The 22,754-nt window shown below is 55.4% G+C and carries 24 protein-coding genes; 14 read left to right on the top strand and 10 right to left on the bottom strand.

The genetic code is table 11. The features are described 5' to 3' along the window. Positions 1–19 precede the first annotated feature (19 nt). Entirely contained in the window at positions 20–1,159 is a 1,140-nt protein-coding gene (locus tag KI228_RS16370; RefSeq protein WP_061069774.1) for a 3-phenylpropionate MFS transporter, read from the top strand. Here the strand turns inward: KI228_RS16370 and csiE are convergent. The 7 genes from csiE to KI228_RS16335 form a co-directional block, all read right to left on the bottom strand. Beyond that, positions 1,151–2,431 carry a stationary phase inducible protein CsiE gene (gene csiE / locus KI228_RS16365; RefSeq protein ID WP_042999807.1) on the bottom strand — a complete coding sequence of 427 codons (1,281 nt, stop codon included), beginning with the start codon at positions 2,429–2,431 and terminating at the stop codon, positions 1,151–1,153. The two genes, KI228_RS16370 and csiE, sit on opposite strands and share 9 nt — an antisense overlap. A gap of 234 nt (positions 2,432–2,665) precedes the next feature. Next, positions 2,666–3,265, bottom strand: a complete 600-nt coding sequence (locus KI228_RS16360; RefSeq protein ID WP_044264916.1) for a KpsF/GutQ family sugar-phosphate isomerase — start codon at positions 3,263–3,265, stop codon at positions 2,666–2,668. Continuing rightward, positions 3,262–4,899, bottom strand: coding sequence for an FGGY-family carbohydrate kinase (locus KI228_RS16355; protein ID WP_042999809.1), 1,638 nt, complete (start codon positions 4,897–4,899; stop codon positions 3,262–3,264). Before KI228_RS16355 ends, KI228_RS16360 begins: the two co-directional genes overlap by 4 nt. 16 nt (positions 4,900–4,915) lie before the next feature. Then, positions 4,916–5,869: an ABC transporter permease gene (locus KI228_RS16350; RefSeq protein WP_042999810.1), complete on the bottom strand. Its 954-nt coding sequence runs from the start codon at positions 5,867–5,869 to the stop codon at positions 4,916–4,918. A gap of 1 nt (position 5,870) precedes the next feature. Then, entirely contained in the window at positions 5,871–6,860 is a 990-nt protein-coding gene (locus KI228_RS16345) for an ABC transporter permease (RefSeq protein ID WP_044253103.1), read from the bottom strand. Next, positions 6,853–8,361, bottom strand: a complete 1,509-nt coding sequence (locus tag KI228_RS16340; RefSeq protein ID WP_044264914.1) for a sugar ABC transporter ATP-binding protein — start codon at positions 8,359–8,361, stop codon at positions 6,853–6,855. The genes KI228_RS16345 and KI228_RS16340 overlap by 8 nt, the downstream gene beginning before the upstream one ends. 103 nt (positions 8,362–8,464) lie before the next feature. Then, complete coding sequence (locus KI228_RS16335) at positions 8,465–9,448, bottom strand: autoinducer 2 ABC transporter substrate-binding protein (protein ID WP_042999813.1); 984 nt, start codon at positions 9,446–9,448, stop codon at positions 8,465–8,467. Between the two features lie 428 nt (positions 9,449–9,876). Between KI228_RS16335 and KI228_RS16330 the strand changes: the two genes are divergently transcribed. Further along, a complete protein-coding gene (locus KI228_RS16330; RefSeq protein ID WP_054176540.1) occupies positions 9,877–10,506 on the top strand; it encodes a DUF1007 family protein in 630 nt (209 codons plus the stop codon). Next, positions 10,497–11,477 carry a nickel/cobalt transporter gene (locus KI228_RS16325; protein ID WP_061069776.1) on the top strand — a complete coding sequence of 327 codons (981 nt, stop codon included), beginning with the start codon at positions 10,497–10,499 and terminating at the stop codon, positions 11,475–11,477. The genes KI228_RS16330 and KI228_RS16325 overlap by 10 nt, the downstream gene beginning before the upstream one ends. An 83-nt stretch (positions 11,478–11,560) precedes the next feature. On the opposite strand, the gene suhB is transcribed toward KI228_RS16325, so the two are convergent. Next, a complete protein-coding gene (gene suhB / locus KI228_RS16320) occupies positions 11,561–12,364 on the bottom strand; it encodes an inositol-1-monophosphatase (protein WP_042999816.1) in 804 nt (267 codons plus the stop codon). Positions 12,365–12,482: 118 nt separating this feature from the next. Between suhB and trmJ the strand changes: the two genes are divergently transcribed. The 11 genes from trmJ to sseB all read left to right on the top strand — a co-directional run bounded on the left by trmJ (position 12,483) and on the right by sseB (position 21,313). Then, positions 12,483–13,214: a tRNA (cytosine(32)/uridine(32)-2'-O)-methyltransferase TrmJ gene (gene trmJ / locus KI228_RS16315; RefSeq protein ID WP_042999817.1), complete on the top strand. Its 732-nt coding sequence runs from the start codon at positions 12,483–12,485 to the stop codon at positions 13,212–13,214. 173 nt (positions 13,215–13,387) lie between these two features. Then, complete coding sequence (iscR, locus tag KI228_RS16310) at positions 13,388–13,879, top strand: Fe-S cluster assembly transcriptional regulator IscR (protein ID WP_042317591.1); 492 nt, start codon at positions 13,388–13,390, stop codon at positions 13,877–13,879. A gap of 236 nt (positions 13,880–14,115) precedes the next feature. Further along, complete coding sequence (iscS, locus tag KI228_RS16305) at positions 14,116–15,330, top strand: cysteine desulfurase (protein ID WP_042999818.1); 1,215 nt, start codon at positions 14,116–14,118, stop codon at positions 15,328–15,330. A 25-nt stretch (positions 15,331–15,355) separates the two neighbouring features. Next, a complete protein-coding gene (gene iscU, locus KI228_RS16300; protein ID WP_002913991.1) occupies positions 15,356–15,742 on the top strand; it encodes a Fe-S cluster assembly scaffold IscU in 387 nt (128 codons plus the stop codon). 19 nt (positions 15,743–15,761) lie between these two features. Continuing rightward, entirely contained in the window at positions 15,762–16,085 is a 324-nt protein-coding gene (gene iscA, locus KI228_RS16295; protein ID WP_003037681.1) for an iron-sulfur cluster assembly protein IscA, read from the top strand. A 76-nt stretch (positions 16,086–16,161) separates the two neighbouring features. Beyond that, entirely contained in the window at positions 16,162–16,677 is a 516-nt protein-coding gene (hscB, locus tag KI228_RS16290) for a co-chaperone HscB (RefSeq protein WP_042999820.1), read from the top strand. 15 nt (positions 16,678–16,692) lie between these two features. Beyond that, positions 16,693–18,543 carry a Fe-S protein assembly chaperone HscA gene (gene hscA / locus KI228_RS16285; protein ID WP_044253086.1) on the top strand — a complete coding sequence of 617 codons (1,851 nt, stop codon included), beginning with the start codon at positions 16,693–16,695 and terminating at the stop codon, positions 18,541–18,543. Between the two features lies 1 nt (position 18,544). Continuing rightward, positions 18,545–18,880, top strand: a complete 336-nt coding sequence (gene fdx / locus KI228_RS16280) for an ISC system 2Fe-2S type ferredoxin (RefSeq protein WP_042999822.1) — start codon at positions 18,545–18,547, stop codon at positions 18,878–18,880. Between the two features lie 11 nt (positions 18,881–18,891). Further along, on the top strand, positions 18,892–19,092 hold the full coding sequence (iscX, locus tag KI228_RS16275; protein ID WP_042999823.1) for a Fe-S cluster assembly protein IscX: 201 nt from the start codon (positions 18,892–18,894) through the stop codon (positions 19,090–19,092). Positions 19,093–19,145: 53 nt separating this feature from the next. Then, entirely contained in the window at positions 19,146–20,429 is a 1,284-nt protein-coding gene (pepB, locus tag KI228_RS16270; RefSeq protein ID WP_044253083.1) for an aminopeptidase PepB, read from the top strand. Positions 20,430–20,536: 107 nt separating this feature from the next. Further along, the gene (sseB, locus tag KI228_RS16265) at positions 20,537–21,313 is read left to right on the top strand and encodes an enhanced serine sensitivity protein SseB (protein ID WP_141227625.1); all 777 of its coding nucleotides are present in this window, start codon (positions 20,537–20,539) and stop codon (positions 21,311–21,313) included. 36 nt (positions 21,314–21,349) lie between these two features. On the opposite strand, the gene timP is transcribed toward sseB, so the two are convergent. Both timP and sseA read right to left on the bottom strand, forming a co-directional pair. Continuing rightward, positions 21,350–21,466, bottom strand: a complete 117-nt coding sequence (timP, locus tag KI228_RS24630; RefSeq protein ID WP_371320518.1) for a small toxic inner membrane protein TimP — start codon at positions 21,464–21,466, stop codon at positions 21,350–21,352. Between the two features lie 355 nt (positions 21,467–21,821). After that, positions 21,822–22,673 carry a 3-mercaptopyruvate sulfurtransferase gene (gene sseA / locus KI228_RS16260; RefSeq protein WP_044264898.1) on the bottom strand — a complete coding sequence of 284 codons (852 nt, stop codon included), beginning with the start codon at positions 22,671–22,673 and terminating at the stop codon, positions 21,822–21,824. Between the last annotated feature and the right edge of the window lie 81 nt (positions 22,674–22,754).

Genomic DNA, 22,754 nt, shown 5'->3' with positions numbered 1-22,754 from the left:
CTCCACACGGGAGGGGATCATGTCTTTGCACTCCACGCGCTGGCTGGCGCTCGGTTACTTCACCTATTTTTTTAGCTACGGGATTTTTCTTCCCTTCTGGAGCGTCTGGCTTAAAGGGCTTGGCCTCACGCCGGAGACGATCGGCCTCTTATTGGGCGCTGGTCTGGTCGCCCGTTTTCTTGGCAGTTTGATCATTGCCCCGCGGGTCAGCGATCCATCACGGCTGATCTCCGCGTTACGCATTCTGGCGCTACTGACGCTGATCTTTGCGCTGGCCTTCTGGGCCGGAACCCATGTCGCCTGGCTGATGGTGGTGATGGTCGGCTTTAACCTCTTCTTCTCGCCGCTGGTGCCGCTCACGGACGCGCTGGCGAATACCTGGCAAAAGCAGATCACCATGGATTATGGACGGGTGCGTCTGTGGGGATCGGTCGCGTTTGTGATTGGTTCGGCGCTAACCGGCAAACTGGTCAGCCTGTTTGATTACCGGGCGATTCTGGCGCTGCTGACGCTGGGTGTCGCCTCAATGTTGCTGGGAATGCTGATTCGCCCCAGCGTGTTGCCCAAAGGGGAAAACCGTCACCAGGAGAGCGCTGGCTGGCCCGCCTGGCGTTCGCTGGTCACACAAAGCTGGCGCTTTCTGGCCTGCGTCTGTCTGTTGCAGGGGGCGCATGCCGCCTACTATGGTTTTAGCGCCATTTACTGGCAGGGGTCGGGGTATTCCGCGTCGGCGGTCGGCTATCTCTGGTCGCTCGGCGTGGTGGCAGAAGTGATTATCTTCGCCCTGAGCAATAAGCTGTTCCGCCGCTTTAGCGCCCGCGATCTGTTACTGCTTTCCGCCATATGTGGTGTGATTCGCTGGGGACTGATGGGCTGGACGACGGCGCTGCCGTGGCTGATTGTGGTGCAGATCCTCCATTGTGGCACCTTTACCGTCTGCCACCTGGCGGCGATGCGTTATATTGCGGCGCGTCAGGGAAGCGAAGTCATTCGTCTGCAGGCGGTCTATTCTGCTGTGGCGATGGGCGGCAGCATTGCCATCATGACCGTGTTTGCTGGCTTCCTGTACCAGAATCTGGGCAACGGCGTCTTCTGGGTGATGGCGCTGGTGGCGTTGCCGGCTATGGTACTGCGGCCAAAAGTGGCCGCTTCATCCTGATTCCAGCATCTTGCGGATCTGCTGCTGCTGATGTGGCGTTAGCGCCTGATCCGCATGAATCAACGGGGGTGAAAAGAGCGGCAGCAGCGTGGCGTAAGGGGTAACAATCAGCGCCACGCCGCGCGGTGAGCCTTCCTGCTGGAAAGTTCGCATCGGCAATGGCTTGATGTTCAGCGGCAGTAGCGTCAGTTCACGCAGTTGTTGTTCTATCTGCTGCTCCAGTTGCGGATTATCACCGGTCAGTAAGACGACCTGTTTCTCATGCAGGTCATTATCCTGCATCAGCCATGCGCCAAAAATCACCGCCACCAGTCCCGTCTCTTCTTCAGAAAACTCAACGGCATACTCTTCTTCAAACCCGCGTAACGCATCGCGGGTGGTACGCATCAGACGCGGATAGAGGCGGGCGAACTCTTCCGGCAAGGTGTTATCGATGCCAATCGAAAACAGGCAGCGGTTCAGCGCCTGGGATAGATGGATATAGAGCTGATCGTTTAGCCCCTGCTCGTCGTTAAAACGCACCGCGCCCATTTCGCGAAAACGCAGGATCAAGCGGGCGATCGCCAGACGCAACCGCCGGTTCTGCTGATGGTTATCGCGAATCGGGTCCGGGATGCGGACCATCGAAAACAGCAGCGCCATAAACAGCGATTCCGTTAATGGCGCATCCTGCCGGACACGACGCTGCCAGTGACGGCCAATCTCCTGCGCTAACGCGTATTCGGCGCAGGACTGCGCCCAGCGCTGCTGGACGGGATTGAATTCCGGCGAGATCCCCGCATGATGTTGCAACAGACAATATTGCAGATAGAGGCGCAGGAACTGGATGTCCCGGCACTCGAACGGCTTTTGCAGACGACGCGCACAAAGGTTAATCAGCGCATGCAGATTGGTATCGTCATACAGCGTGCGCAGGATCCCCCGCTGTTTTAGCTCAATTTTGAGGGCGGGGGCAAAGTGTTGATTAATGAACGCCGGACACAAACGCAGGCCGCGTCTGAGCCAGTGTAAGAGGCAGAGGCGTTGGTTAAGCGCGGTACCTTCGATCCGGTAGCACCCATTCGGACCAGTGCTAATGCTAAGTCGATGATAGCGTTGGATCTCCAGTCCCGTTTCGACAATATCCTCACGGGCAACAGTATCATCGACACCATTTAGCGCACTGAACATTTCCGCGGTGGCAATCTGCCCCGGCTGGAAAAGCGTCAGCAAAACCTGGCAACGGCGCTGGGGAGCAGAAAGTACAGATGGCGGAGCAAGCGTTGTCATCATCTGTCGGATCTCCCTTAGGTATGTTAGATAAGAATAGCTAAAGTTTTTCCATAGCCATTACGAATGAAATGTTTTGCGTCAGGAATGCAGGGAGAGGTCACAGAATTTTTCACGTGTGCAACCGCGTAAGAGAGTTTAACGCAGCGCTTTATTAGGATTTTCCGCGTTTTTATCTTCAGATTGTGCAGTAAAAAGCCTCGCCAGGGGAGACGAGGCTGAAAGGTTATTAATGGATTAACGATCCTGTCGCAGGGTTAACCCGACATCCCCACCCGGATGCACGGCCAGCAGCGTTTCTCTGGTATAGCCGCTTTCACTCATCAGGCAGGCGCAGGCAGCATCAAAGATCGCAATCACCAGCATGATGGAGGTGGTCGCCAGCATGTTCAGCGGATCCGCCTCGCGCTGGACGCCGGTGGAAATCACCAGCCGGGCGGCCTTTGCAATGGCGGAATTCGCGTTTTCCGTAACGCTGATAATCGGCACGTTGCGCGCCGCAAGGCCTGGCAATAAGCGCGTGAGCTCGTCAGAGTTACCGCCGCGCGAGAGTAAAATCATCCGATCGTCAGCGCGTAAAAAACCGAGATCGCCGTGCGCGGCATCGGTGGCGTTGAGGTAGATCGCCGGGCGCTCAACGCAGGAGAGCATGTGGGCGATTTTACGCGCCGCAATGCCAGAGGTGCCGACGCCGGTGACCACGATTTTCCCCCGACATTCGCGCAATTCCGTCATTAATGCATTCCAGACCGGTTCGCTCAAATGCTGACCCAGACCGGCCAGCGCCTCACTGTAGAGGGTCCAGGTATCGGTGGCCTGTTGCCATGGGCTACTCATGCATCCCCCTGCATCAACTGACGGTACTTCATGTGATCCTGATACATCTCGTGGAACACCTGATATTTACGGTCGTAATACTGCTTAATGCGATTGGTCTGCGGGGTGACCGTTTTACCTATCCGGCTCATGGCCGACATTGCTTCCGGGAAGGTCTCGAACACGCCGGCGGCGATGGTGCCCATCATTGCGCCACCGAGCAGCATCGCTTCGCTCTCTTCCGGCAGCAGCATGGCGCAACCAGTGGCATTGGCATGTTCCTGCACAAAGATAGGGTTCTTGGTGCCGCCGCCGCTGGCCATGATGGTGTCGATGCTGTACCCACTTTGGTTCATGGTTTCAATGATGTGACGCGTACCCAACGCGATGGCCTGAATGGTTGCCAGATAGTGCAGCGCCATGTCTTCCGGCGTGCGGGAAAGCTTCAGCCCACTGATCGCCCCGGTCAGCGTCGGATTGGCGCGCGGCGAACGGTTGCCGTGGAAGTAGGGCAGAATATGAATATCACGGGTCAGAAAGGCGATATTCTCCGGCTCGCCTGCCATTTTACGCAGCAGCGCGTTCAGCACTTCATAAATGGTTTGCCCCTGCGCTTTGGCTTGCGCCAGCAGCGTATCGTAACAAGGGTGCGACTGAATAATGTGGTCGATCAGCGCGCCGGTCGCGGACTGTCCGCCTTCATTGAGCCAGTATTCCGGCAACACGGCGGAATAGTAAGGACCCCAGACGCCGCCAATAAAGCGAGGCTCTTTTGAGATCGCCATGTGCCCGGTAGAGGTTCCACCAATCAGGGCAACGCGACGGTCAAAGTCAGCGACTTCGCCAGAGACACCGCAGGCGCCAAGCGTGCCGAGGGTACCCGCATGGGCATCAATGATTGACACGCTGACGGCAGTGCCTGGAATCAACCCCATTTCACTGGCGGCGCGCTGAGTCAGCCCGTGACCAAGCGGTTCGCCCATCGTTTTCACATAGCGACCAATTTTTGCCGCATCGTGTTCCAGCAGATCTTCCAGTCCGATCTCGCGGAAGTAGCTGGCATCCCACTTGTCTTCATGGCCCATGTAGGTCCATTTGCACACCGTGGAACACAGTGAACGCGTGTCGTCGCCGGTGGCGCGCCAGGTCAGGAAGTCGGGTAAATCAAAATAGTAGCCCGCGTTGGCCCAGGTGTTAGGCATATGTTGTTTCAGCCACAGCAGTTTCGGCGTTTGCATTTCCGGGGAGATGATCCCGCCTACGTAGTCCAGCACCCGATGGTGCATCGCGTTGATGCGCTCGGCCTGGGTGATGGCGCGGTGATCCATCCACACGATGATGTTTTGCTCGCTGCGCCCGGAAGGGCTGATGGTCAGCGGTTTGCCCTCCTTATCCAGCACCACCAGCGAACAGGTGGCGTCAAATCCCAACCCTTTCACCTGAATGGGGTTGATATCGGACTGATTAATGGCATCACGAACCGCGTTGCAGACAGCCTGCCAGATGTTATCGGACGACTGCTCGACGAAATCGGCCTGCGGGCGGTAAATTTCAATCGCGCGAGTGGCCTGGCCGACCATTCTGCCGTTGAGATCAAACACCCCTGCGCGAGCGCTGCCGGTTCCTACATCCACACCAATAAAGTAACTCGCCATAATTTTTCTCCTGAAATCAGGCTCTACGATTCTGTAATGCGATAAAGAGGATGAGTACCGCGCCCCAAAGCGCCATCGTCAGATAGCTACTGATCCCCAGCAAGTTAAAGCCGCTTTCCAGCATTTGCAGCACAATCAGCGCCAGCACCAGGCCGATGATACGGCCAAATCCGCCGTCCGGATTGATGCCGCCCAGCACCGAGGCGAGAATAGTGACCAGCAGATAAGACTCACCGTATCCGGCCTTCGCCGAGTTGAATTTCGCCATCATTAAGATTGCGGCCACCCAGCCGAGCAGGGCGGAAATGACGTAGACGGAAATCTGCACCCGAACGGTATTCACGCCGCTGTAGCGGGTCGCCTGTTCGTTGGACCCCATCAGATAAAGACTACGCCCGAGCGTGGTGTGTTCCAGCAATACCCACAGCAGTACCGCAACCACGATGAACAGCAGCAGAGCCACGGGAATACCTGCGAGGGTGGCGTTGCCGAGGTACTGAATTGCCGCCGGAAAGCCAGAAATCACCGTGCCGTTAGAGAGCAAAATGTTCAGCCCGGAGATCAGCGTCATGGTGCCGAGCGTGGCGAGGATCGGTGACACGCCAACCCAGGCGATCAGCGCGCCGTTCAGTGTCCCTATCGCCACGGCGACCGCTGCACCGGCCAGCAGCGCCAGTGCGAGGAACAACGGGTTGTCCGGATGGCTGACGATGACCGCCGCCATCACCAGCGAACAGGCGTTGGCACCGGCAATAATCGACAGGTTAATGCCGCCCGTCAGCATGGTCATCCCCATTCCTAGCGCCAGCATGCCGAGGATCGGTAACTGTGAGCCGATGGACTGGAAGTTTGCGACGCTGAAAAAGCGAGTGCCCAACAGCGCCGAGAAGACCACGGCGACGACGATAATAATCACGCACTGTAGGCGGATGATGGCATCACCGGGTAATACTCTTGCGAACGCTTTCATCTCAAAGCTCCCTTGCCAGTTTGCGTTTTTCGTTCCACGCGGTGGCGCTGATGCTGACCAGGATAATGATGCCGCTGAAAACGGTGTGCCAGTACGAGGAGACGCTGAGTAGCGTCAGACCGTTTTGCAAAAAGGCCAGCAGAATCACCCCCAGCAGCGTTCCGGTCAATGTGCCCCGACCGCCGCTCATGCTGGTGCCGCCAAGCACCACCGCCGCCAGCACCGTCAGCTCAAAGCCGAGCAGCGAGTTTGGCGCTACGGACTGGGTGATCTGCGCCTGCACGACGGCGGCGACGCCGGCCAGAATACCCATGTAGCCGTAGACATAGAAATGCAGTTTCAACAGATTCAGCCCGAGGCGGGAGGCGGCGTCACGGTTACCGCCCATCGCGTAAATCTGGCGACCGAGACGGGTGTAGTTCATCAGGATAGCGGTGAAGACGATCACTGCCGCCAGACACAGTAACGGCAGGGTAATACCGTAGTCATAGCCATCTGCCGCGGTGAACGAGAACCAGTTGATACCGTTCATGAACCAGTCCGGGAAGCCGTACAACCAGGTGCCTTTGGTGGCGTAAACCAGCAGACCGTAATAGACGTTAAGCGTGGCGATGGTGATGATGATAGCGGGCACGCGCAGCCAGTAGACCAGGAAGCCGTTAATCAGCCCGAGCAATAACCCGACGGCGATGGCGATGGTCAGCGCCAGCAGAAAGTTGCCGCCGTGGGCGATCACCCAGCTTGCCATCGCGTACTGCGCTATCGCCGTCATCGCCGGGAACGAAATATCGATTCCGCCGGAGATCAGCACGACAAACAGCCCGCAGGCGAGAATACCGAGAATGGCGTAGCTGGTGGCGACGTCCGTCAGATTACCGAGTGACAGGAACTCGTCAGTGCTGACGCTCAGCCCAACGGCAAGCGCAATCACCAGCAGGCCCAGCCAGAATTCATGGTGCCCGATTAAACGGGAGAGATGAAAGTTATTCATGGATGACCTCGACCACCTCTGCAATGTCTTCTTCACGACAGCGATGCGGATTAAACTCGGCAACCAGCTTTCCGCGACGCATGACCAGTACGCGGTGGCTGTTGTAATACGCTTCCGGGATCTCATCGCAAATCATCAGCACCGCCATGCCTTGTTCCGCTAGATTGCGGGCGATCTGGTAGATCCCCTCTTTGTTGGCGATATCAACCCCCACCGTTGGGGAGTCCAGGATCAGGATATGCGGTTGGGTCGCCACCCATTTGGCGATGGCGATACGCTGGGCGTTGCCGCCGGAGAGCGTTTTGACCGGCAACTGCGGATCGGAAACTTTAATGTTCAGTTCACGGATCAGATCGGCGACCAGCGTTTTGGCTTTACCGTGATCGAGCAGGCCGCTGCGGGTATGCAGTTTGTCAAAGACCGTGACAATCGTGTTGTCGTAGATCGACTGTTCCATGATCAGCCCCTGGGTCAGGCGATCTTCTGAGACATAGCCGATCCCGTGTCTGATTGCGTCATGGTTGTTGCGCAGTTGAACCGGTTTCCCGTTAATGCGAATTTCCCCGCTGTCCGGATGCGTCATGCCAAACAGACTCAGACAGAGCTCGGTGCGGCCCGCGCCAAGCAGGCCGACAATTGACACGATCTCACCGCTGCGCAGCGACAGGTTGATGTCCTGATATTTTCCTTTGCGGCTCAGGTTGCGCAGTTCCAGCATTGGCTCCTGCTCAACCGGCGGTTTTTCCGGCAGCGGACTGTAGTGGAAGCGTTGACCGGTCATCAGGAATGCCAGTTCATGGCTGTCGAGTTCGCTGGCGGGATACGTCCCCACCAGTTTGCCGTCGCGCATTACGCTGATGCGGTCCGCCACTTCCATCACCTCATCGAGACGGTGGCTGACGAACACCACGCAAATCCCGTCGGCTTTCAGTTCGTTGACCACGCGCAGGAGGCCGTTGACCTCCTGGCGCGTCAGGGAAGCGGTGGGTTCGTCCATAATCACCAGACGCGCGTCGGCGGCAATGGCGCGACAAATCGCGACGAGCTGACGGTCGGCAATGGAGAGTTTTTCCACTTTTTTATCGGGATCGATGCTGACGCCAATCCGCTTCATTGCCGCCAGCGCCTGTTGCTTCATCGTACCGCGCCGCACCCAAATGTCGCCGCCGGGCAGGTAGCGGTTGACGGCAATATTCTCCGCCACGCTGAAGTTAGGAAAGAGGGATAAATCCTGATAGATAACCTGGATGCCGTAATGCGAAGAGAGCTGTGGTGACAACTGGTGAAACAGTTTGCCATCCAGCAGGATCTGCGCTCCTTTTTCCGGCTGATAGACTCCGGAAATCACTTTAATAATGGTGCTTTTACCGCAACCGTTCTGTCCTGCCAGACAGTGAACTTCGCCTTTTTTCAGCGTCAGATTCACATTATCCAGCGCCAGCACGCCCGGGAATTGCTTGCTGATATTCTCAAGAGTGATAAATGCGGTGGTGTCTGTCATGGACAATACCCCTGCGAGCGCCCTGACGGGCGCAGAGTGTTAAGCCTGTTGATAGCGCCGACCAGACGGTCGGCGTTAGGTTTCCCTGGTGGTGGCTGGAGCCTTAGAAACCGAGTGATTGCGCGTTGTCTTTGGTGACTTCGAGGATCTTGTTAAAGCGGATCACTTTCTTCTCCATGTCGACATCGGCTTTCCCTAATCCTTCAATGGTCAGATCTGGCGTGACCTCTTTGCCCTGCAGCAACTGATCTGCCACGGTCACCAGCGCGTAGCCGGCATCTTTTGGATCCCACAGCATCGCTTTTTTGATGTCGCCACGCATCAGATAAGGCGCTGCCTGTGCGGGCATTGCAATCCCCACCACGGCAATTTTATCTTTCGCGCGTTTTTTCTGTACTGCCTGACCGGCACCAATCGGACCCAGCGAACCGAAGCCAATGATGCCCTTCATCTGCGGATAGGTTTTCATCAGGTCCAGCGTCGTGGAGTAGGATTTGTCGATGCTCTCAGCCACCGGCAGACGAGTGGTGACTTCAAACATCTCCGGGTATTTTTCTTTCTGGTACTTGATGGCGTAATCGGCCCAGGCGTTGTGCAACGGCACGGTCAGCGAGCCGACGTAAATGGCATAGCCGCCTTTACCGCCCATATCCTTCGCCAGCTCGTCAACGTTAGCCTGCGCGTACTTCTCGCTGTCGATCGTTTCGATATCCCACTGGCCGATTTGCTGATCTGGCGATTCGTGAGTCAGGACGACAATACCCTTATCGCGCGCTTTTTTAAGCACGGGCTCAAGCACCTTGGCGTCATTAGGTACCACAATGATCGCGTTAACGTTCTTGGCAATGAGATCTTCAATCACTTTTACCTGCTGAGCCGGATCCGGTGTGGAAGGGCCAGTCTGGTAAGCATTCACATCCAGTTTCTTCGCGGCTTCATTCACGCCGGTTTCCATGCGGTTAAACCACGGAATACCGGTGACTTTAGCAACCACAGCGATTTCATATTTTTCTGCCGCAAAGGACGGGCCGGACAACATGCATGCAGAAACCAGGGTTGCACTGAGTAATGCGAGTTTGAATTTCATAGTTGTACCTTTTGTAGGGACCGGGGCATGTCACGAACAGGAGGTTATCAACGAAGGGAAGAGGTAATGAATCTCAAGTTTCATAAATGTGATAAATGCCCATTTTTGTTAATTTATGGGTGTTTTATGGTTAAATTATAGTTAATTTGAGCGACTGAAATGCTTTTTTGGTTAATTTAATTGTTAATAATTATCGAAAAATGCTTATTTATTTTTACAATTAATTATCAAATTGGCTATTGCACACAGAAAATAACCGCAGCAGGCGCACCGCCCTCAGCGACGAAATCGCAAATCTGAGAACTGAATCGAGTCCAGAAATCAGCGCCCAACATTCCTCATTTCAATGTTATTCTCACGGACAATCCTGCCACGACGATCGTGACTCGCGTGGCCCGTCCTGTTTTTGTGGGGAGTTGATACCATTCATGATACGCGGCGCTTTGCTGGTATTACTCGCATTTTTGACGTCTACGGTGAGTGCACATCCTCACAGTTTTATTCGTCTGAAAACGGAAGTGATCGGCGATAACGGGACTTTTGTGGCGCTGAAGATGCGCTGGACAATGGATGAACTGACCTCTGCCGATCTGCTTTATGATGCGGGCGACGCTCAACCGGGTTCTGAAATCTGGAAGAAGCTGGCGGCGGAAGTGATGGCGAATGTGCTGGGACAACATTACTTTACCGAAATGTGGCATAACGGGCAGCGCGTTAAATTTAAGAACCGCCCCACGGAATATAGCATGGAGCGTGTTGAGCATCAGGCCGTGCTCACCTTTGTGCTGCCGCTTGCCGAACCGCAACCATTGAGCGGGCAGCGTTACACCTTCTCGACCTTTGATCCCTCTTATTATGTCGATATGAGCTACGAAGAAGATAACGATGCAACGCTATCGTCGGCGTTGCGTGAGCAATGTAAAATCGCCGTGAACACACCGACCCCGAGCGAAGAATCGCTCAGCTTTGCCCAGTCGCTGGATAAAGAAGACGCGCCTCCGGAGGATATGGAACTGGGGAAACAATTTGCACAGACGGTGACGGTCTCATGTCAGTAATATCCACAACCCGCATTCGCGCACGGCGTTGGCTGTCGCTGTGGCCGCTGGCGCTGTTTTTGCTGATTGCAGCGATCGGTGGTGTCTGGCTGTGGTACGCCTGGCCGCAGGTGATGATCAAAAGTATTGTCTGGCAACGGGAGGTGAATCAGCAGATGAGCGTATTGCTGAAGGCCGTTGCCGCCAGTCCAGCCCAGGCGGGTGGGTCATTGCTGCTGTTTAGCTTTTTATATGGTGTGCTGCACGCACTGGGACCGGGGCATGGAAAGGTCGTGATCACCACCTGGCTGGCGACCCATCCTTCAAAGCTTAAGTCGAGCATCGGGCTGACGCTGGCTTCTTCGTTATTGCAGGGGCTGGTGGCAATCGGGCTGGTCGTGGTCGTGCTCAGCATCCTGCAACTGCCGGCGAGACAGTTACATCTGAGCGGTTTCTGGCTGGAGAAGGGGAGCTATGCGCTGGTGGGGATTCTGGGCGTTTTGCTCTGCTGGCGGGCGCTGAAGAAACTGCATGCGCTGCTGCGCAAACCCAGGTTTGTCGCCTTCACGCCACACCATGTGCACCATGAAAACTGTGGCTGCGGGCATCAGCACATGCCGAATCCGGAGCAGATCCACCACGATGATGACTGGCGCGCGCGGCTAATGATTATTCTGTCGATGGGGATGCGTCCCTGTTCCGGGGCGATCATGGTACTGCTGTTCAGCAAAGTCATCGGCGTCTTTGGCTGGGGAATAGTCTCGGCGCTGGCAATGGCGGCGGGAACGTCGCTGACGATTACCTCTCTGGCGCTGCTGGTGCACAGTTTTCGTACGCTGGCAGTCAGGTTGAGCAGCAATCATGCACCGGTACTATGGCGGCAGGTCGGTTGGTTAACGCTGGCGTTAGCCGGTGGCGCGATATTAGTGGTGGCAGCAGGAGTGATGTGGGTGAGTGCGGTGCCAGTGGGAAGGGGATTAAGACCGTTTTGATTTTGCCGGATGGCGTTAGCGCTTATTTGGCCTACTGTTCGCGTAGGCCCGGTAGGCGTTAGCGCCACCGGGCAGTACTGAGATTAACGCTTCAGCGCGTCGCTCAGTTCGTCACGCATATTCGCCAGCATCGCTTTTACCACGCGCGGGTTGCCCGCCACGATGTTGCCGGTCGTCATGTAGTTGTGACCACCGGTAAAGTCGCAGACCAGAGCGCCAGCTTCACGGGCGATCAGTTCACCCGCGGCGAAATCCCACGGACGCAGACCAATTTCGAAATAACCGTCAACGCGCGCAGCGGCAACATAGGCCAGATCCAGCGCAGCAGAACCGGTGCGACGGAAGTCAGCGCATTCGGTAAACATTTTGCCGAGGATATTCATGTAAGAGGTGGCGTGCTGTTTGGCTTTGAACGGGAAGCCGGTCGCGATAATAGTGCCGTCCAGGTCACGCGCATTGCTGCCGCGCAGACGGTAACCATTCAGCTGTGCGCCCTGACCGCGAGTTGCGGTGAACAGTTCATTACGCATCGGATCGTAAACCACGGCGACTTCAGTGCGGCCTTTAATACGTACGGCGATGGAAACCGCGAAGTGCGGCAGACGTTTTACGAAGTTGGTGGTGCCATCCAGTGGATCGATAACCCATTGAACATCCTGATCGGTACCTTCATGTTCACCGCTTTCTTCGGTGATGATGGTGTGCTGCGGGTAAGATTTGCGGATCGTTTCGATAATAATCGCTTCAGCGGCTTTATCGACGTTGGTCACGAAATCATTGCTGCCTTTCTGGCTGGTTTCTACTGAGTCAGGCGTTTCGTAGTGTTTGGCAATTACATTACCCGCCTTGCGCGCTGCGCGCACGGCGATGGTCAGCATCGGATGCATCGGTCTCTCTCACTGGATGTTAAAGAACGGGAAAACGGCGCAGAGTATAGCAGCGAGATCGGAATATGTCTTCGATTTATGATAATATGGCTGAATAATCTTTAGCTGAAGAAAGACAATGCTGCAAAATATTCGAATCGTGCTGGTGGAAACCTCTCACACCGGCAATATGGGCTCTGTTGCCCGCGCCATGAAAACAATGGGGTTAACCAACCTGTGGCTGGTGAACCCGCTCGTGAAACCTGATTCCCAGGCCATCGCCCTGGCGGCAGGGGCCAGTGATGTGATCGGCAACGCGCAGATCGTCGATACCCTCGATGAAGCGCTGGCCGGATGTAGCCTGGTGGTCGGGACCAGCGCACGTTCGCGTACGCTGCCGTGGCCGATGCTTGACCCGCGCGAATGCGGTTTAAAAAGCGTAGCGGAAGCGGCAAATACCCCCGTGGCGCTGGTGTTTGGTCGTGAACGCGTTGGGCTGACCAATGACGAGCTGCAAAAATGCCATTACCATGTCGCGATTGCGGCGAACCCGGAATACAGTTCGCTGAACCTGGCAATGGCGGTACAGGTCATCGCGTATGAAGTGCGCATGGCCTGGCTGGCGACGCAGCAAAATCCTGACGCGGTCGTGCATGAAGAAGCACCGTACCCGCTGGTAGACGATCTGGAGCGGTTTTACGGTCACCTTGAGCAGACGTTGCTGTCGACGGGGTTTATCCGTGAAAACCATCCGGGACAAGTGATGAACAAGTTGCGCCGTCTGTTTACGCGTGCGCGTCCGGAGAGCCAGGAGCTGAATATTCTGCGTGGAATGCTTGCTTCTATTGAGCAGCAGAATAAAGACAAGTAAGTGCAAACCAGCTGGCAAAGCAAAATGGCACTGAAGGTTAAATACCTGACTAAAACAGTCAAGTAAATAGTTGACTGATTTAGTCGGGAATGTCAGACTTGGCCCTGCTATGCAATACCCCCATTTTACAATAAAAAACCCCGGGCAGGGGCGAGTTTGAGGCTAAGTAAGACATGAGACTGACATCTAAAGGGCGTTATGCCGTGACCGCAATGTTGGACGTTGCGCTCAACTCCGAAGCGGGCCCGGTACCGTTGGCTGATATTTCTGAACGTCAGGGAATTTCCCTTTCTTATCTGGAACAGCTGTTCTCCCGTTTGCGTAAAAATGGTCTGGTGTCCAGCGTACGTGGGCCAGGCGGTGGTTATCTGCTGGGTAAAGATGCCGGCAGTATTGCAGTCGGTGAAGTGATTAGCGCTGTTGACGAGTCGGTAGATGCGACACGTTGTCAGGGCAAAGGCGGTTGTCAGGGCGGCGATAAATGCCTGACCCACGCGCTGTGGCGCGATCTGAGCGACCGTCTGACCGGTTTCCTCAACAACATTACGTTAGGTGAACTGGTGAATAACCAGGAAGTCCTGGATGTGTCTGGTCGCCAGCACAGCCACGACGCTCCACGCACAAATCGTGCACAAGACGCGATTGACGTTAAGTTACGCGCTTAATTTAACCGTCCTGTTTCGGGTTGCATCTGCGTTGGCTGCACATGTTCACCCCGCTTACTTTTGTAAGCTCTCGGGGATTCGCATGTTTACCGCCTTGCTGAAACGCGAAACAGTTAGGTTAACGATAAGAAGATTTTCGAGTCAGGCCGGAGCGTTTGCGCTCCGTTAACACGGTCGTACATCCAGCCGGTTGCCTGACTCCTTGCATTGAAGCGATGTACGGAGTTTATAGAGCAATGAAATTACCGATTTATCTCGACTACTCCGCAACCACGCCGGTGGACCCGCGTGTTGCCGAGAAAATGATGCAGTTCCTGACACTGGACGGAACCTTTGGTAACCCGGCCTCCCGTTCACACCGTTTCGGCTGGCAGGCTGAAGAGGCGGTTGATATCGCCCGTAATCAGATTGCCGATCTGGTGGGTGCCGATCCGCGTGAAATCGTCTTTACTTCCGGTGCGACTGAATCCGACAACCTGGCGATCAAAGGTGCAGCCAACTTTTATCAGAAAAAAGGCAAGCACATTATCACCAGTAAAACCGAGCACAAAGCGGTACTGGATACCTGCCGTCAGTTGGAGCGTGAAGGGTTTGAAGTGACCTACCTGGCGCCGCAGAGCAACGGGATTATCGATCTCAAAGAACTGGAAGCGGCGATGCGTGACGACACCATCCTGGTTTCCATCATGCACGTGAATAACGAAATCGGCGTGGTACAGGATATCGCGACTATCGGCGAAATGTGCCGTGCTCGCGGCATCATCTATCATGTTGACGCCACCCAGAGCGTGGGCAAACTGCCTATCGATCTGAGCCAGTTGAAAGTTGACCTGATGTCCTTCTCCGGTCACAAAATTTATGGCCCGAAAGGGATCGGCGCGCTGTACGTTCGTCGTAAACCGCGTATTCGCATTGAGGCACAGATGCACGGCGGCGGTCACGAGCGTGGCATGCGTTCCGGTACGCTGCCTGTCCACCAGATCGTCGGTATGGGCGAAGCCTATCGCATCGCGAAAGAAGAGATGGAAACCGAGATGGCGCGTCTGCGCGGTCTGCGTAACCGTCTGTGGAACGGCGTGAAAGATATGGAAGAAGTCTACCTGAACGGTGACCTTGAGCAGGGCGCACCAAACATCCTCAACGTCAGCTTTAACTACGTTGAAGGCGAGTCGCTGATCATGGCGCTGAAAGACCTCGCGGTCTCTTCCGGTTCTGCCTGTACCTCTGCGAGCCTCGAGCCTTCCTACGTGCTGCGCGCACTGGGAATGACCGACGAGCTGGCACATAGCTCTATTCGTTTCTCTTTAGGTCGTTTTACTACCGAAGAAGAGATTGATTACACCATCGAACTGGTTCGTAAATCTATCGGCCGTCTGCGTGACCTTTCTCCGCTGTGGGAAATGCACAAGCAGGGCGTGGATCTGAACAGCATCGAATGGTCACATCATTAATCGGTATCGATAAGGAGAATTCATCATGGCTTACAGCGAAAAAGTAATCGATCATTACGAGAATCCACGTAACGTGGGCTCTTTTGACAACAGCGACGAGAACGTGGGTAGCGGCATGGTGGGTGCACCAGCCTGTGGCGACGTGATGAAGTTGCAGATCAAAGTTAACAATGAAGGTATCATTGAAGACGCGCGTTTCAAGACTTACGGCTGCGGTTCCGCTATCGCCTCCAGCTCCCTGGTTACCGAATGGGTGAAAGGGAAATCACTGGACGAAGCACAGGCGATCAAAAATACCGATATTGCCGATGAGCTTGAGCTGCCGCCAGTGAAAATTCACTGTTCTATTCTGGCAGAAGACGCGATCAAAGCCGCCATTGCGGACTACAAAAGCAAACGTGAAGCAAAATAAGAAGAGTTGAGGTTTTATTATGTCGATTACACTTAGCGACAGTGCAGCAGCGCGAGTAAATACCTTCCTGGCGAACCGTGGTAAAGGGTTTGGCCTGCGTCTGGGCGTGAGAACCTCCGGCTGCTCAGGTATGGCGTATGTACTGGAATTTGTTGATGAACCGGCGGCAGAAGACACCGTGTTTGAAGACAAAGGCGTTAAGGTTGTGGTCGACGGAAAAAGCCTGCAATTTCTGGACGGAACGCAGTTAGACTTCGTGAAAGAAGGTCTGAACGAAGGGTTCAAGTTCACAAACCCGAACGTGAAAGACGAGTGTGGTTGCGGCGAAAGCTTCCACGTGTAACGCGCGTCATCCGAAAACCCCGCCGTGGCCTTGCTACGTGTGGGGTTTGTTCTAACAGGCTACCCCTGAGAATGTTATGGACTACTTCACCCTCTTTGGCTTACCGGCCCGTTATCCGCTCGATATTCAGGCGCTGAGCCTTCGTTTTCAGGATCTGCAACGCCAGTATCACCCTGATAAATTTGCCAGCGGTACCCAGGCGGAACAGCTTGCTGCCGTCCAGCAATCCGCCACTATCAACCAGGCCTGGCAAACGCTGCGCCATCCCCTGATGCGCGCAGAATATCTGCTGTCGCTACACGGTTTTGATCTCAGCAACGAGCAGCACACGGTGCGCGATACCGCGTTCCTGATGGAACAACTGGAACTGCGTGAAGAACTCGATGAGATCGAACAGACGAAAGACGAGGCGCGGCTGGAACAGTTTATTCAGCGCGTGAAAAAGATGTTTGATAGCCGCCATCAGTTGATGGTGGAACAACTGGATAGCGAGACGTGGGACGCCGCGGCCGATACCGTGCGTAAACTGCGTTTTCTCGATAAACTGCGAAGCAGTGCAGAACAACTCGAAGAAAAACTGCTCGATTTTTAAACTTCGGAAGCAATTATGGCCTTATTACAAATTAGTGAGCCTGGTCTGAGCGCAGCGCCACACCAGCGTCGTCTGGCTGCGGGTATCGATCTCGGGACCACCAACTCTCTGGTCGCAACCGTGCGTAGCGGTCAGGCGGAAACGCTGGCCGATCACGACGGTCGTCATCTGCTGCCGTCCGTCGTTCACTATCAGCCGCAGGGCCACACGGTCGGCTATGATGCGCGCGCTAATGCCGCGCTGGATACCGCCAATACTATCAGTTCAGTGAAACGCATGATGGGACGTTCACTGGCGGATATTCAGACTCGCTACCCGCATCTGCCATACCGTTTCCAGGCAAGTGAAAATGGCTTGCCGATGATTGAAACGGCGGCGGGTTTGCTAAATCCGGTCCGTGTTTCAGCCGATATCCTGAAAGCGTTGGCGGCGAGAGCCTCTGAGTCGCTTTCCGGCGATTTGGATGGCGTGGTGATTACCGTACCGGCGTACTTTGACGATGCACAGCGTCAGGGGACCAAAGATGCCGCACGCCTGGCGGGCCTCCATGTGCTGCGCCTGCTCAATGAACCGACCGCTGCGGCGATTGCCTACGGTCTGGATTCCGGCAAAGAGGGCGTCATTGCAGTGTATGACCTCGGTGGCGGAACGTTTGATATTTCTATTCTGCGCCTGAGTCGCGGGGTGTTCGAAGTGTTGGCGACAGGCGGGGATTCCGCGCTTGGCGGCGATGACTTCGACCACCTGCTGGCGGATTACATCCGTGAACAGGCGGGAATTGCCGATCGCAGCGATAACCGCGTGCAGCGCGAACTGCTGGATGCCGCCATCGCGGCGAAAATCGCGCTCAGCGATACCGAGTCAGTCACGATTAACGTAGCGGGCTGGCAGGGCGAGATTACCCGCGAACAGTTTAATGAACTCATTTCCGCGCTGGTTAAGCGTACGCTGCTGGCCTGTCGTCGTGCCCTGAAAGATGCTGGCGTTGAGGCGCAAGAGGTGCTGGAAGTGGTGATGGTTGGCGGTTCCACGCGCGTACCGCTGGTGCGTGAACGTGTGGGCGAATTCTTCGGTCGCCCGCCGCTGACGTCAATCGACCCGGATAAAGTGGTGGCGATTGGCGCGGCAATCCAGGCGGATATTCTGGTTGGTAATAAACCCGACAGTGAAATGCTGCTGCTCGACGTGATCCCGCTGTCGCTGGGACTGGAAACGATGGGCGGCCTGGTGGAGAAGGTGATCCCGCGTAACACTACGATTCCGGTGGCGCGCGCGCAGGACTTTACTACCTTCAAAGACGGCCAGACCGCGATGTCTATCCACGTCATGCAGGGTGAACGTGAACTGGTGCAGGACTGCCGTTCGCTGGCGCGCTTTGCCCTGCGTGGTATTCCGGCGCTCCCGGCAGGCGGCGCGCATATTCGCGTGACTTTCCAGGTGGATGCTGACGGTCTGCTGAGCGTCACTGCGATGGAAAAATCCACCGGCGTTGAGGCTTCTATTCAGGTGAAACCGTCCTACGGTCTGACCGACAGCGAAATTGCCTCAATGATTCAGGATTCGATGAGCTTTGCCGAGCAGGACGTAAAAGCCCGTATGCTGGCAGAGCAGAAAGTCGAAGCGGCGCGCGTGCTGGAGAGTTTAACCGGCGCGCTGACCGCTGATGCCGCGCTGCTAAGCGCCGCAGAACGTCAATTGATCGACGATGCCGCCGCGCACCTGAGCGAAGTGGCGCTGGGCGATGATGTTGACGCTATCGAACAAGCCATTAAAAACGTAGACAAACAAACCCAGGAATTCGCCGCTCGCCGTATGGATCAGTCGGTCCGTAGCGCGCTGAAAGGCCATTCCGTGGACGAGGTTTAATATGCCAAAGATTGTTATTTTGCCTCATCAGGATCTCTGTCCGGATGGTGCAGTTCTGGAAGCTAAGACCGGTGAAACCATTCTTGACGTTGCGCTGCGCAACGGTATCGAGATTGAGCACGCCTGCGAAAAATCCTGTGCCTGTACGACCTGCCACTGCATTGTGCGTGAAGGTTTTGACTCCCTGCCGGAAAGCACGGAAGAAGAAGACGACATGCTGGATAAAGCCTGGGGACTGGAGCCGGAGAGCCGTTTAAGCTGTCAGGCTCGCGTAACCGGGGATGATTTGGTAGTCGAAATCCCACGTTACACAATCAATCATGCTCGTGAGCATTAACAGAGGGTAGTATGGGACTGAAGTGGACCGATAGCCGCGAAATCGGTGAAGCGCTGTACGATGCGTTCCCCGATCTCGATCCAAAGACCGTTCGTTTCACCGATCTTCATCAGTGGATCTGCGATCTTGAGGAATTTGATGACGACCCTGACGCATCCAATGAAAAAATTCTGGAGGCGATTCTGCTAGTCTGGTTAGATGAAGCAGAGTAAGTCACATAACGGGCTGCCATGAGGCGGCCCGTTTGCTAATAAGGATAAATAACATGACAGAAGCCATGAAAATTACGCTTTCCACACAACCTGCTGACGCACGCTGGGGTGAAAAAGCCACATACAGTATCAATAACGATGGTATTGCCCTGCACCTTAATGGGAAAGATGACCTGGGTCTTATTCAGCGCGCGGCACGTAAAATCGACGGCCTTGGCATCAAGCATGTGCAACTGGCAGGCGAGGGCTGGAATGCAGACCGCTGCTGGTCATTCTGGCAGGGCTACAAAGGGCCGAAAGGCAGCCGAAAAGTGGAATGGCCAGAGCTGGACGACGTACAGCGTCAGGAGCTGGATAACCGTCTGACCATCATTGACTGGGTGCGTGACACCATTAACGCACCGGCGGAAGAGCTGGGTCCAGAGCAACTGGCGCAGCGTGCCGTTGACCTGCTGTGCAGCGTGGCGTGCGATCACGTCTCTTACCGTATTACCAAAGGCGAAGATCTGCGTGAGCAGAACTATATGGGGCTGCATACTGTGGGGCGCGGCTCTGAACGTCCTCCGGTCCTGCTGGCGCTCGACTACAACCCGACAGGAGATAAAGAAGCCCCGGTTTTTGCTTGCCTGGTCGGGAAAGGGATCACCTTTGATTCCGGCGGTTACAGCATCAAGCAGAGTGCCTTTATGGACTCCATGAAGTCCGACATGGGCGGTGCCGCAACGGTAACCGGCGCGCTGGCGTTTGCGATCACGCGCGGTCTGAACAAACGCGTGAAACTGTACCTGTGCTGTGCGGATAACCTGATCAGCGGTAACGCGTTCAAGCTGGGCGATATCATCCACTATCGCAACGGTAAAAACGTCGAAGTGATGAATACCGACGCGGAAGGGCGTCTGGTGCTGGCGGATGGCCTGATTGACGCCAGCGCGCAGAAGCCAGAGCTGATCATTGATGCTGCGACGCTGACCGGAGCCGCGAAAACCGCGCTGGGTAACGACTACCACGCGCTGTTCAGCTTCGATGACCAACTGGCGAACCGCCTGCTGGCAAGCGCAGCCGAAGAAAACGAGGCGTTCTGGCGTCTGCCGCTGGCGGAATTTCATCGTAACCAGTTGCCGTCTAATTTTGCCGAGTTGAACAATACCGGCAGCGCGGCGTATCCGGCAGGGGCGAGCACAGCCGCAGGATTCCTGTCGCACTTTGTGGAAAACTACCAGCAGGGTTGGCTGCATATCGACTGTTCGGCAACCTATCGCAAAGCGCCGGTTGAGCAGTGGTCTGCCGGGGCGACCGGTTTGGGCGTGCGTACAATCGCGAATCTACTGACTGCCTGAAGGGTATTTTTGTAGGCCGGGTAAGCGAGGCGCTCCCCGGCATTTTGCCTGATGGCGACGTCATACGTCTTATCAGGCCTACAATCCATATATTATTTGTGATCTCTATGTCTGAAACAAAAAATGAATTAGAAACCCTGCTGGAGCAGGCGGCGACTGAACCCGCACACCGTCCGGCATTTTTCCGCACCCTGTTGGAATCCACTGTCTGGGTACCTGGTACTGCGGCAGACGGCGAAGCGATTGTCGAAGACAGCGCGCTCGATCTTCAGCATTGGGAAAAAGAAGATGGCACCACCGTTATCCCCTTTTTCACCTCGCTGGAAGCGTTGCAGCAGGCCGTCGAAGATGAGCAGGCGTTTGTGGTGATGCCAGTACGGACGCTGTTTGAAATGACGCTCGGCGAAACGCTGTTCCTCAACGCCAAATTGCCGACTGGTAAAGAGTTTATGCCTCACGAAATCAGCCTGCTGATGGGGGAAGAGGGCAATCCGCTGAGCACGCAGGAAATGCTGGAAGGTGGGGAATCGCTGATTCTCTCCGAAGTGGCCGAACCACCAGCACAGATGATCGATTCGCTCACGACGCTGTTTAAGACCATCAAGCCGGTGAAGCGTGCGTTTCTCTGCTCAATTAAAGAGCGCGCGGACGCTGAGGCAAATCTGCTGATTGGTATTGAGGCCGATGGCGATATTGAGGCGATTATTCAGGCTGCGGGCAGTGTGGCAACTGATACGCTACCGGGCGATGAACCGATCGATATCTGTCAGGTGAAAAAAGGGGAGAAAGGGATCAGCCACTTTATCACCGAACACATCGCGCCGTTCTACGAACGCCGCTGGGGCGGGTTCCTGCGTGATTTCAAACAGAACCGAATTATTTAAGTGAAGGAAAGCCGCCCCGAAAGGCGGCATCCTCGTTTACCTGCCCTGGTCGCTGGTCTTTACGAGAACAGAATTACTGGGGTAACTCTGGTCTGCGTGAAGGCACAACACACCAGAAACAAGAAGCACGATACAGACGTTCCGTATCTTCATTGTGCGGTCCATGCAAAGACCGCTTCACGACAGCAACACTGGCGATAATGCCGTGACAGCAAGCACTACGACATGCCTGCGCTAACGGCCAAGGGACATCCTTTTCTGAAGCCAGTGCCCGCTTGCGAGGCGGCGAAAAGGGCCGAGAAGAATGATACATCAACTTCCTAATAGTTTCCTGGCTAACTAACTTGACATTATCTTCCTTAAAAGAGAGTATTACCCCACTACGGCATGCCTGCATTGCTATGGCAACACAGCCAGCTGGAAAGGCCGCGAACCGGACCAGCACAAAAAAACCGCTCAAATGTTTGAGCGGTTTTTTTGTGGGCGAAGCTGACTAAGAAATCAGAATTTATTTAGCGTCAGCCGGTTCTACCGGTAAATCGGTACGCGATCCCCATTCACTCCACGCGCCGTCGTACAACGTGACGTCTGGCACGTCCAGCGTCGCAAGCGCCAGCACGACGACGGCTGCCGTCACGCCAGAACCACAACTGGCGATAATCGGACGATCAAAACTGACGCCGTGGCGAAAGAAGATGGCATCCAGTTCGTCGGTTGTTTTCAATTCGCCTTCCTGAACCAGTTCTGTCCACGGCACGTTTAAGGCGCCGGGTATATGACCGCGTCTGAGACCTGGACGCGGCTCGTCGACTTCAGCATTAAAACGTGCTGCCGGGCGGGCATCGACAATCTGTGCGCTTTTCTCATGGCTGGCGAGCAGGACGTCGGTGACGCGCACGACGGCTTCAGAGGTAAATGCTGCATCAAACTCACCTTCCGGGAGTTCGACGTTACCTTCCTGTAGCGGCAACTCATCACGTTGCCAGCCCGCCAGACCACCACCCAGAATGGACACGTTCTCCACGCCAAAGGTGCGCAGCATCCACCACGCGCGCGGGGCGGAGAACAGACTACCCTCGTCATACACGATCAGATGTTTATCCTGATGTACCCCCAGTTCACGCATCGCCACGGCGAAGCTTTCCGGGCGTGGCATCATATGCGGCAGAGGTGAAGTGTGGTCGGAGAGCGCTTCGATATCGAAAAACACCGCACCCGGGATATGTCCCGAGCGATACTCTTGCGCAACGTCGCGGTCTTCCTGTCCTGGCGGCGCCATGCGGGCGTCGATAATTTGAATCTGCGGATCGTCAATATGCTCGGCAAGCCAGTCGGCGGCGACAAAAAAGGCGGTAGTCATGGGGATCTCCATGTTTATCAGGTGTCCGGTAAATTGTCAGGCCTTTGCCGACAGGGGACAAGTAAAAGAGGCTGATTTGTC

This window comes from Citrobacter amalonaticus (assembly GCF_018323885.1).
Taxonomy (GTDB): domain Bacteria; phylum Pseudomonadota; class Gammaproteobacteria; order Enterobacterales; family Enterobacteriaceae; genus Citrobacter_A; species Citrobacter_A amalonaticus.
This window is presented reverse-complemented; position numbering and strand designations above follow the sequence as displayed.

Excerpts from the sequence above, each read along its gene's own strand:
- KI228_RS16370 (WP_061069774.1), top strand. The coding sequence starts at position 20 with ATGTCTTTGCACTCCACGCGCTGGCTGGCGCTCGGTTACTTCACCTAT.
- csiE (WP_042999807.1), bottom strand. The coding sequence starts at position 2,431 with ATGATGACAACGCTTGCTCCGCCATCTGTACTTTCTGCTCCCCAGCGC.
- KI228_RS16360 (WP_044264916.1), bottom strand. The coding sequence starts at position 3,265 with ATGAGTAGCCCATGGCAACAGGCCACCGATACCTGGACCCTCTACAGT.
- KI228_RS16355 (WP_042999809.1), bottom strand. The coding sequence starts at position 4,899 with ATGGCGAGTTACTTTATTGGTGTGGATGTAGGAACCGGCAGCGCTCGC.
- KI228_RS16350 (WP_042999810.1), bottom strand. The coding sequence starts at position 5,869 with ATGAAAGCGTTCGCAAGAGTATTACCCGGTGATGCCATCATCCGCCTA.
- KI228_RS16345 (WP_044253103.1), bottom strand. The coding sequence starts at position 6,860 with ATGAATAACTTTCATCTCTCCCGTTTAATCGGGCACCATGAATTCTGG.
- KI228_RS16340 (WP_044264914.1), bottom strand. The coding sequence starts at position 8,361 with ATGACAGACACCACCGCATTTATCACTCTTGAGAATATCAGCAAGCAA.
- KI228_RS16335 (WP_042999813.1), bottom strand. The coding sequence starts at position 9,448 with ATGAAATTCAAACTCGCATTACTCAGTGCAACCCTGGTTTCTGCATGC.
- KI228_RS16330 (WP_054176540.1), top strand. The coding sequence starts at position 9,877 with ATGATACGCGGCGCTTTGCTGGTATTACTCGCATTTTTGACGTCTACG.
- KI228_RS16325 (WP_061069776.1), top strand. The coding sequence starts at position 10,497 with ATGTCAGTAATATCCACAACCCGCATTCGCGCACGGCGTTGGCTGTCG.
- suhB (WP_042999816.1), bottom strand. The coding sequence starts at position 12,364 with ATGCATCCGATGCTGACCATCGCCGTGCGCGCAGCGCGCAAGGCGGGT.
- trmJ (WP_042999817.1), top strand. The coding sequence starts at position 12,483 with ATGCTGCAAAATATTCGAATCGTGCTGGTGGAAACCTCTCACACCGGC.
- iscR (WP_042317591.1), top strand. The coding sequence starts at position 13,388 with ATGAGACTGACATCTAAAGGGCGTTATGCCGTGACCGCAATGTTGGAC.
- iscS (WP_042999818.1), top strand. The coding sequence starts at position 14,116 with ATGAAATTACCGATTTATCTCGACTACTCCGCAACCACGCCGGTGGAC.
- iscU (WP_002913991.1), top strand. The coding sequence starts at position 15,356 with ATGGCTTACAGCGAAAAAGTAATCGATCATTACGAGAATCCACGTAAC.
- iscA (WP_003037681.1), top strand. The coding sequence starts at position 15,762 with ATGTCGATTACACTTAGCGACAGTGCAGCAGCGCGAGTAAATACCTTC.
- hscB (WP_042999820.1), top strand. The coding sequence starts at position 16,162 with ATGGACTACTTCACCCTCTTTGGCTTACCGGCCCGTTATCCGCTCGAT.
- hscA (WP_044253086.1), top strand. The coding sequence starts at position 16,693 with ATGGCCTTATTACAAATTAGTGAGCCTGGTCTGAGCGCAGCGCCACAC.
- fdx (WP_042999822.1), top strand. The coding sequence starts at position 18,545 with ATGCCAAAGATTGTTATTTTGCCTCATCAGGATCTCTGTCCGGATGGT.
- iscX (WP_042999823.1), top strand. The coding sequence starts at position 18,892 with ATGGGACTGAAGTGGACCGATAGCCGCGAAATCGGTGAAGCGCTGTAC.
- pepB (WP_044253083.1), top strand. The coding sequence starts at position 19,146 with ATGACAGAAGCCATGAAAATTACGCTTTCCACACAACCTGCTGACGCA.
- sseB (WP_141227625.1), top strand. The coding sequence starts at position 20,537 with ATGTCTGAAACAAAAAATGAATTAGAAACCCTGCTGGAGCAGGCGGCG.
- timP (WP_371320518.1), bottom strand. The coding sequence starts at position 21,466 with ATGAAGATACGGAACGTCTGTATCGTGCTTCTTGTTTCTGGTGTGTTG.
- sseA (WP_044264898.1), bottom strand. The coding sequence starts at position 22,673 with ATGACTACCGCCTTTTTTGTCGCCGCCGACTGGCTTGCCGAGCATATT.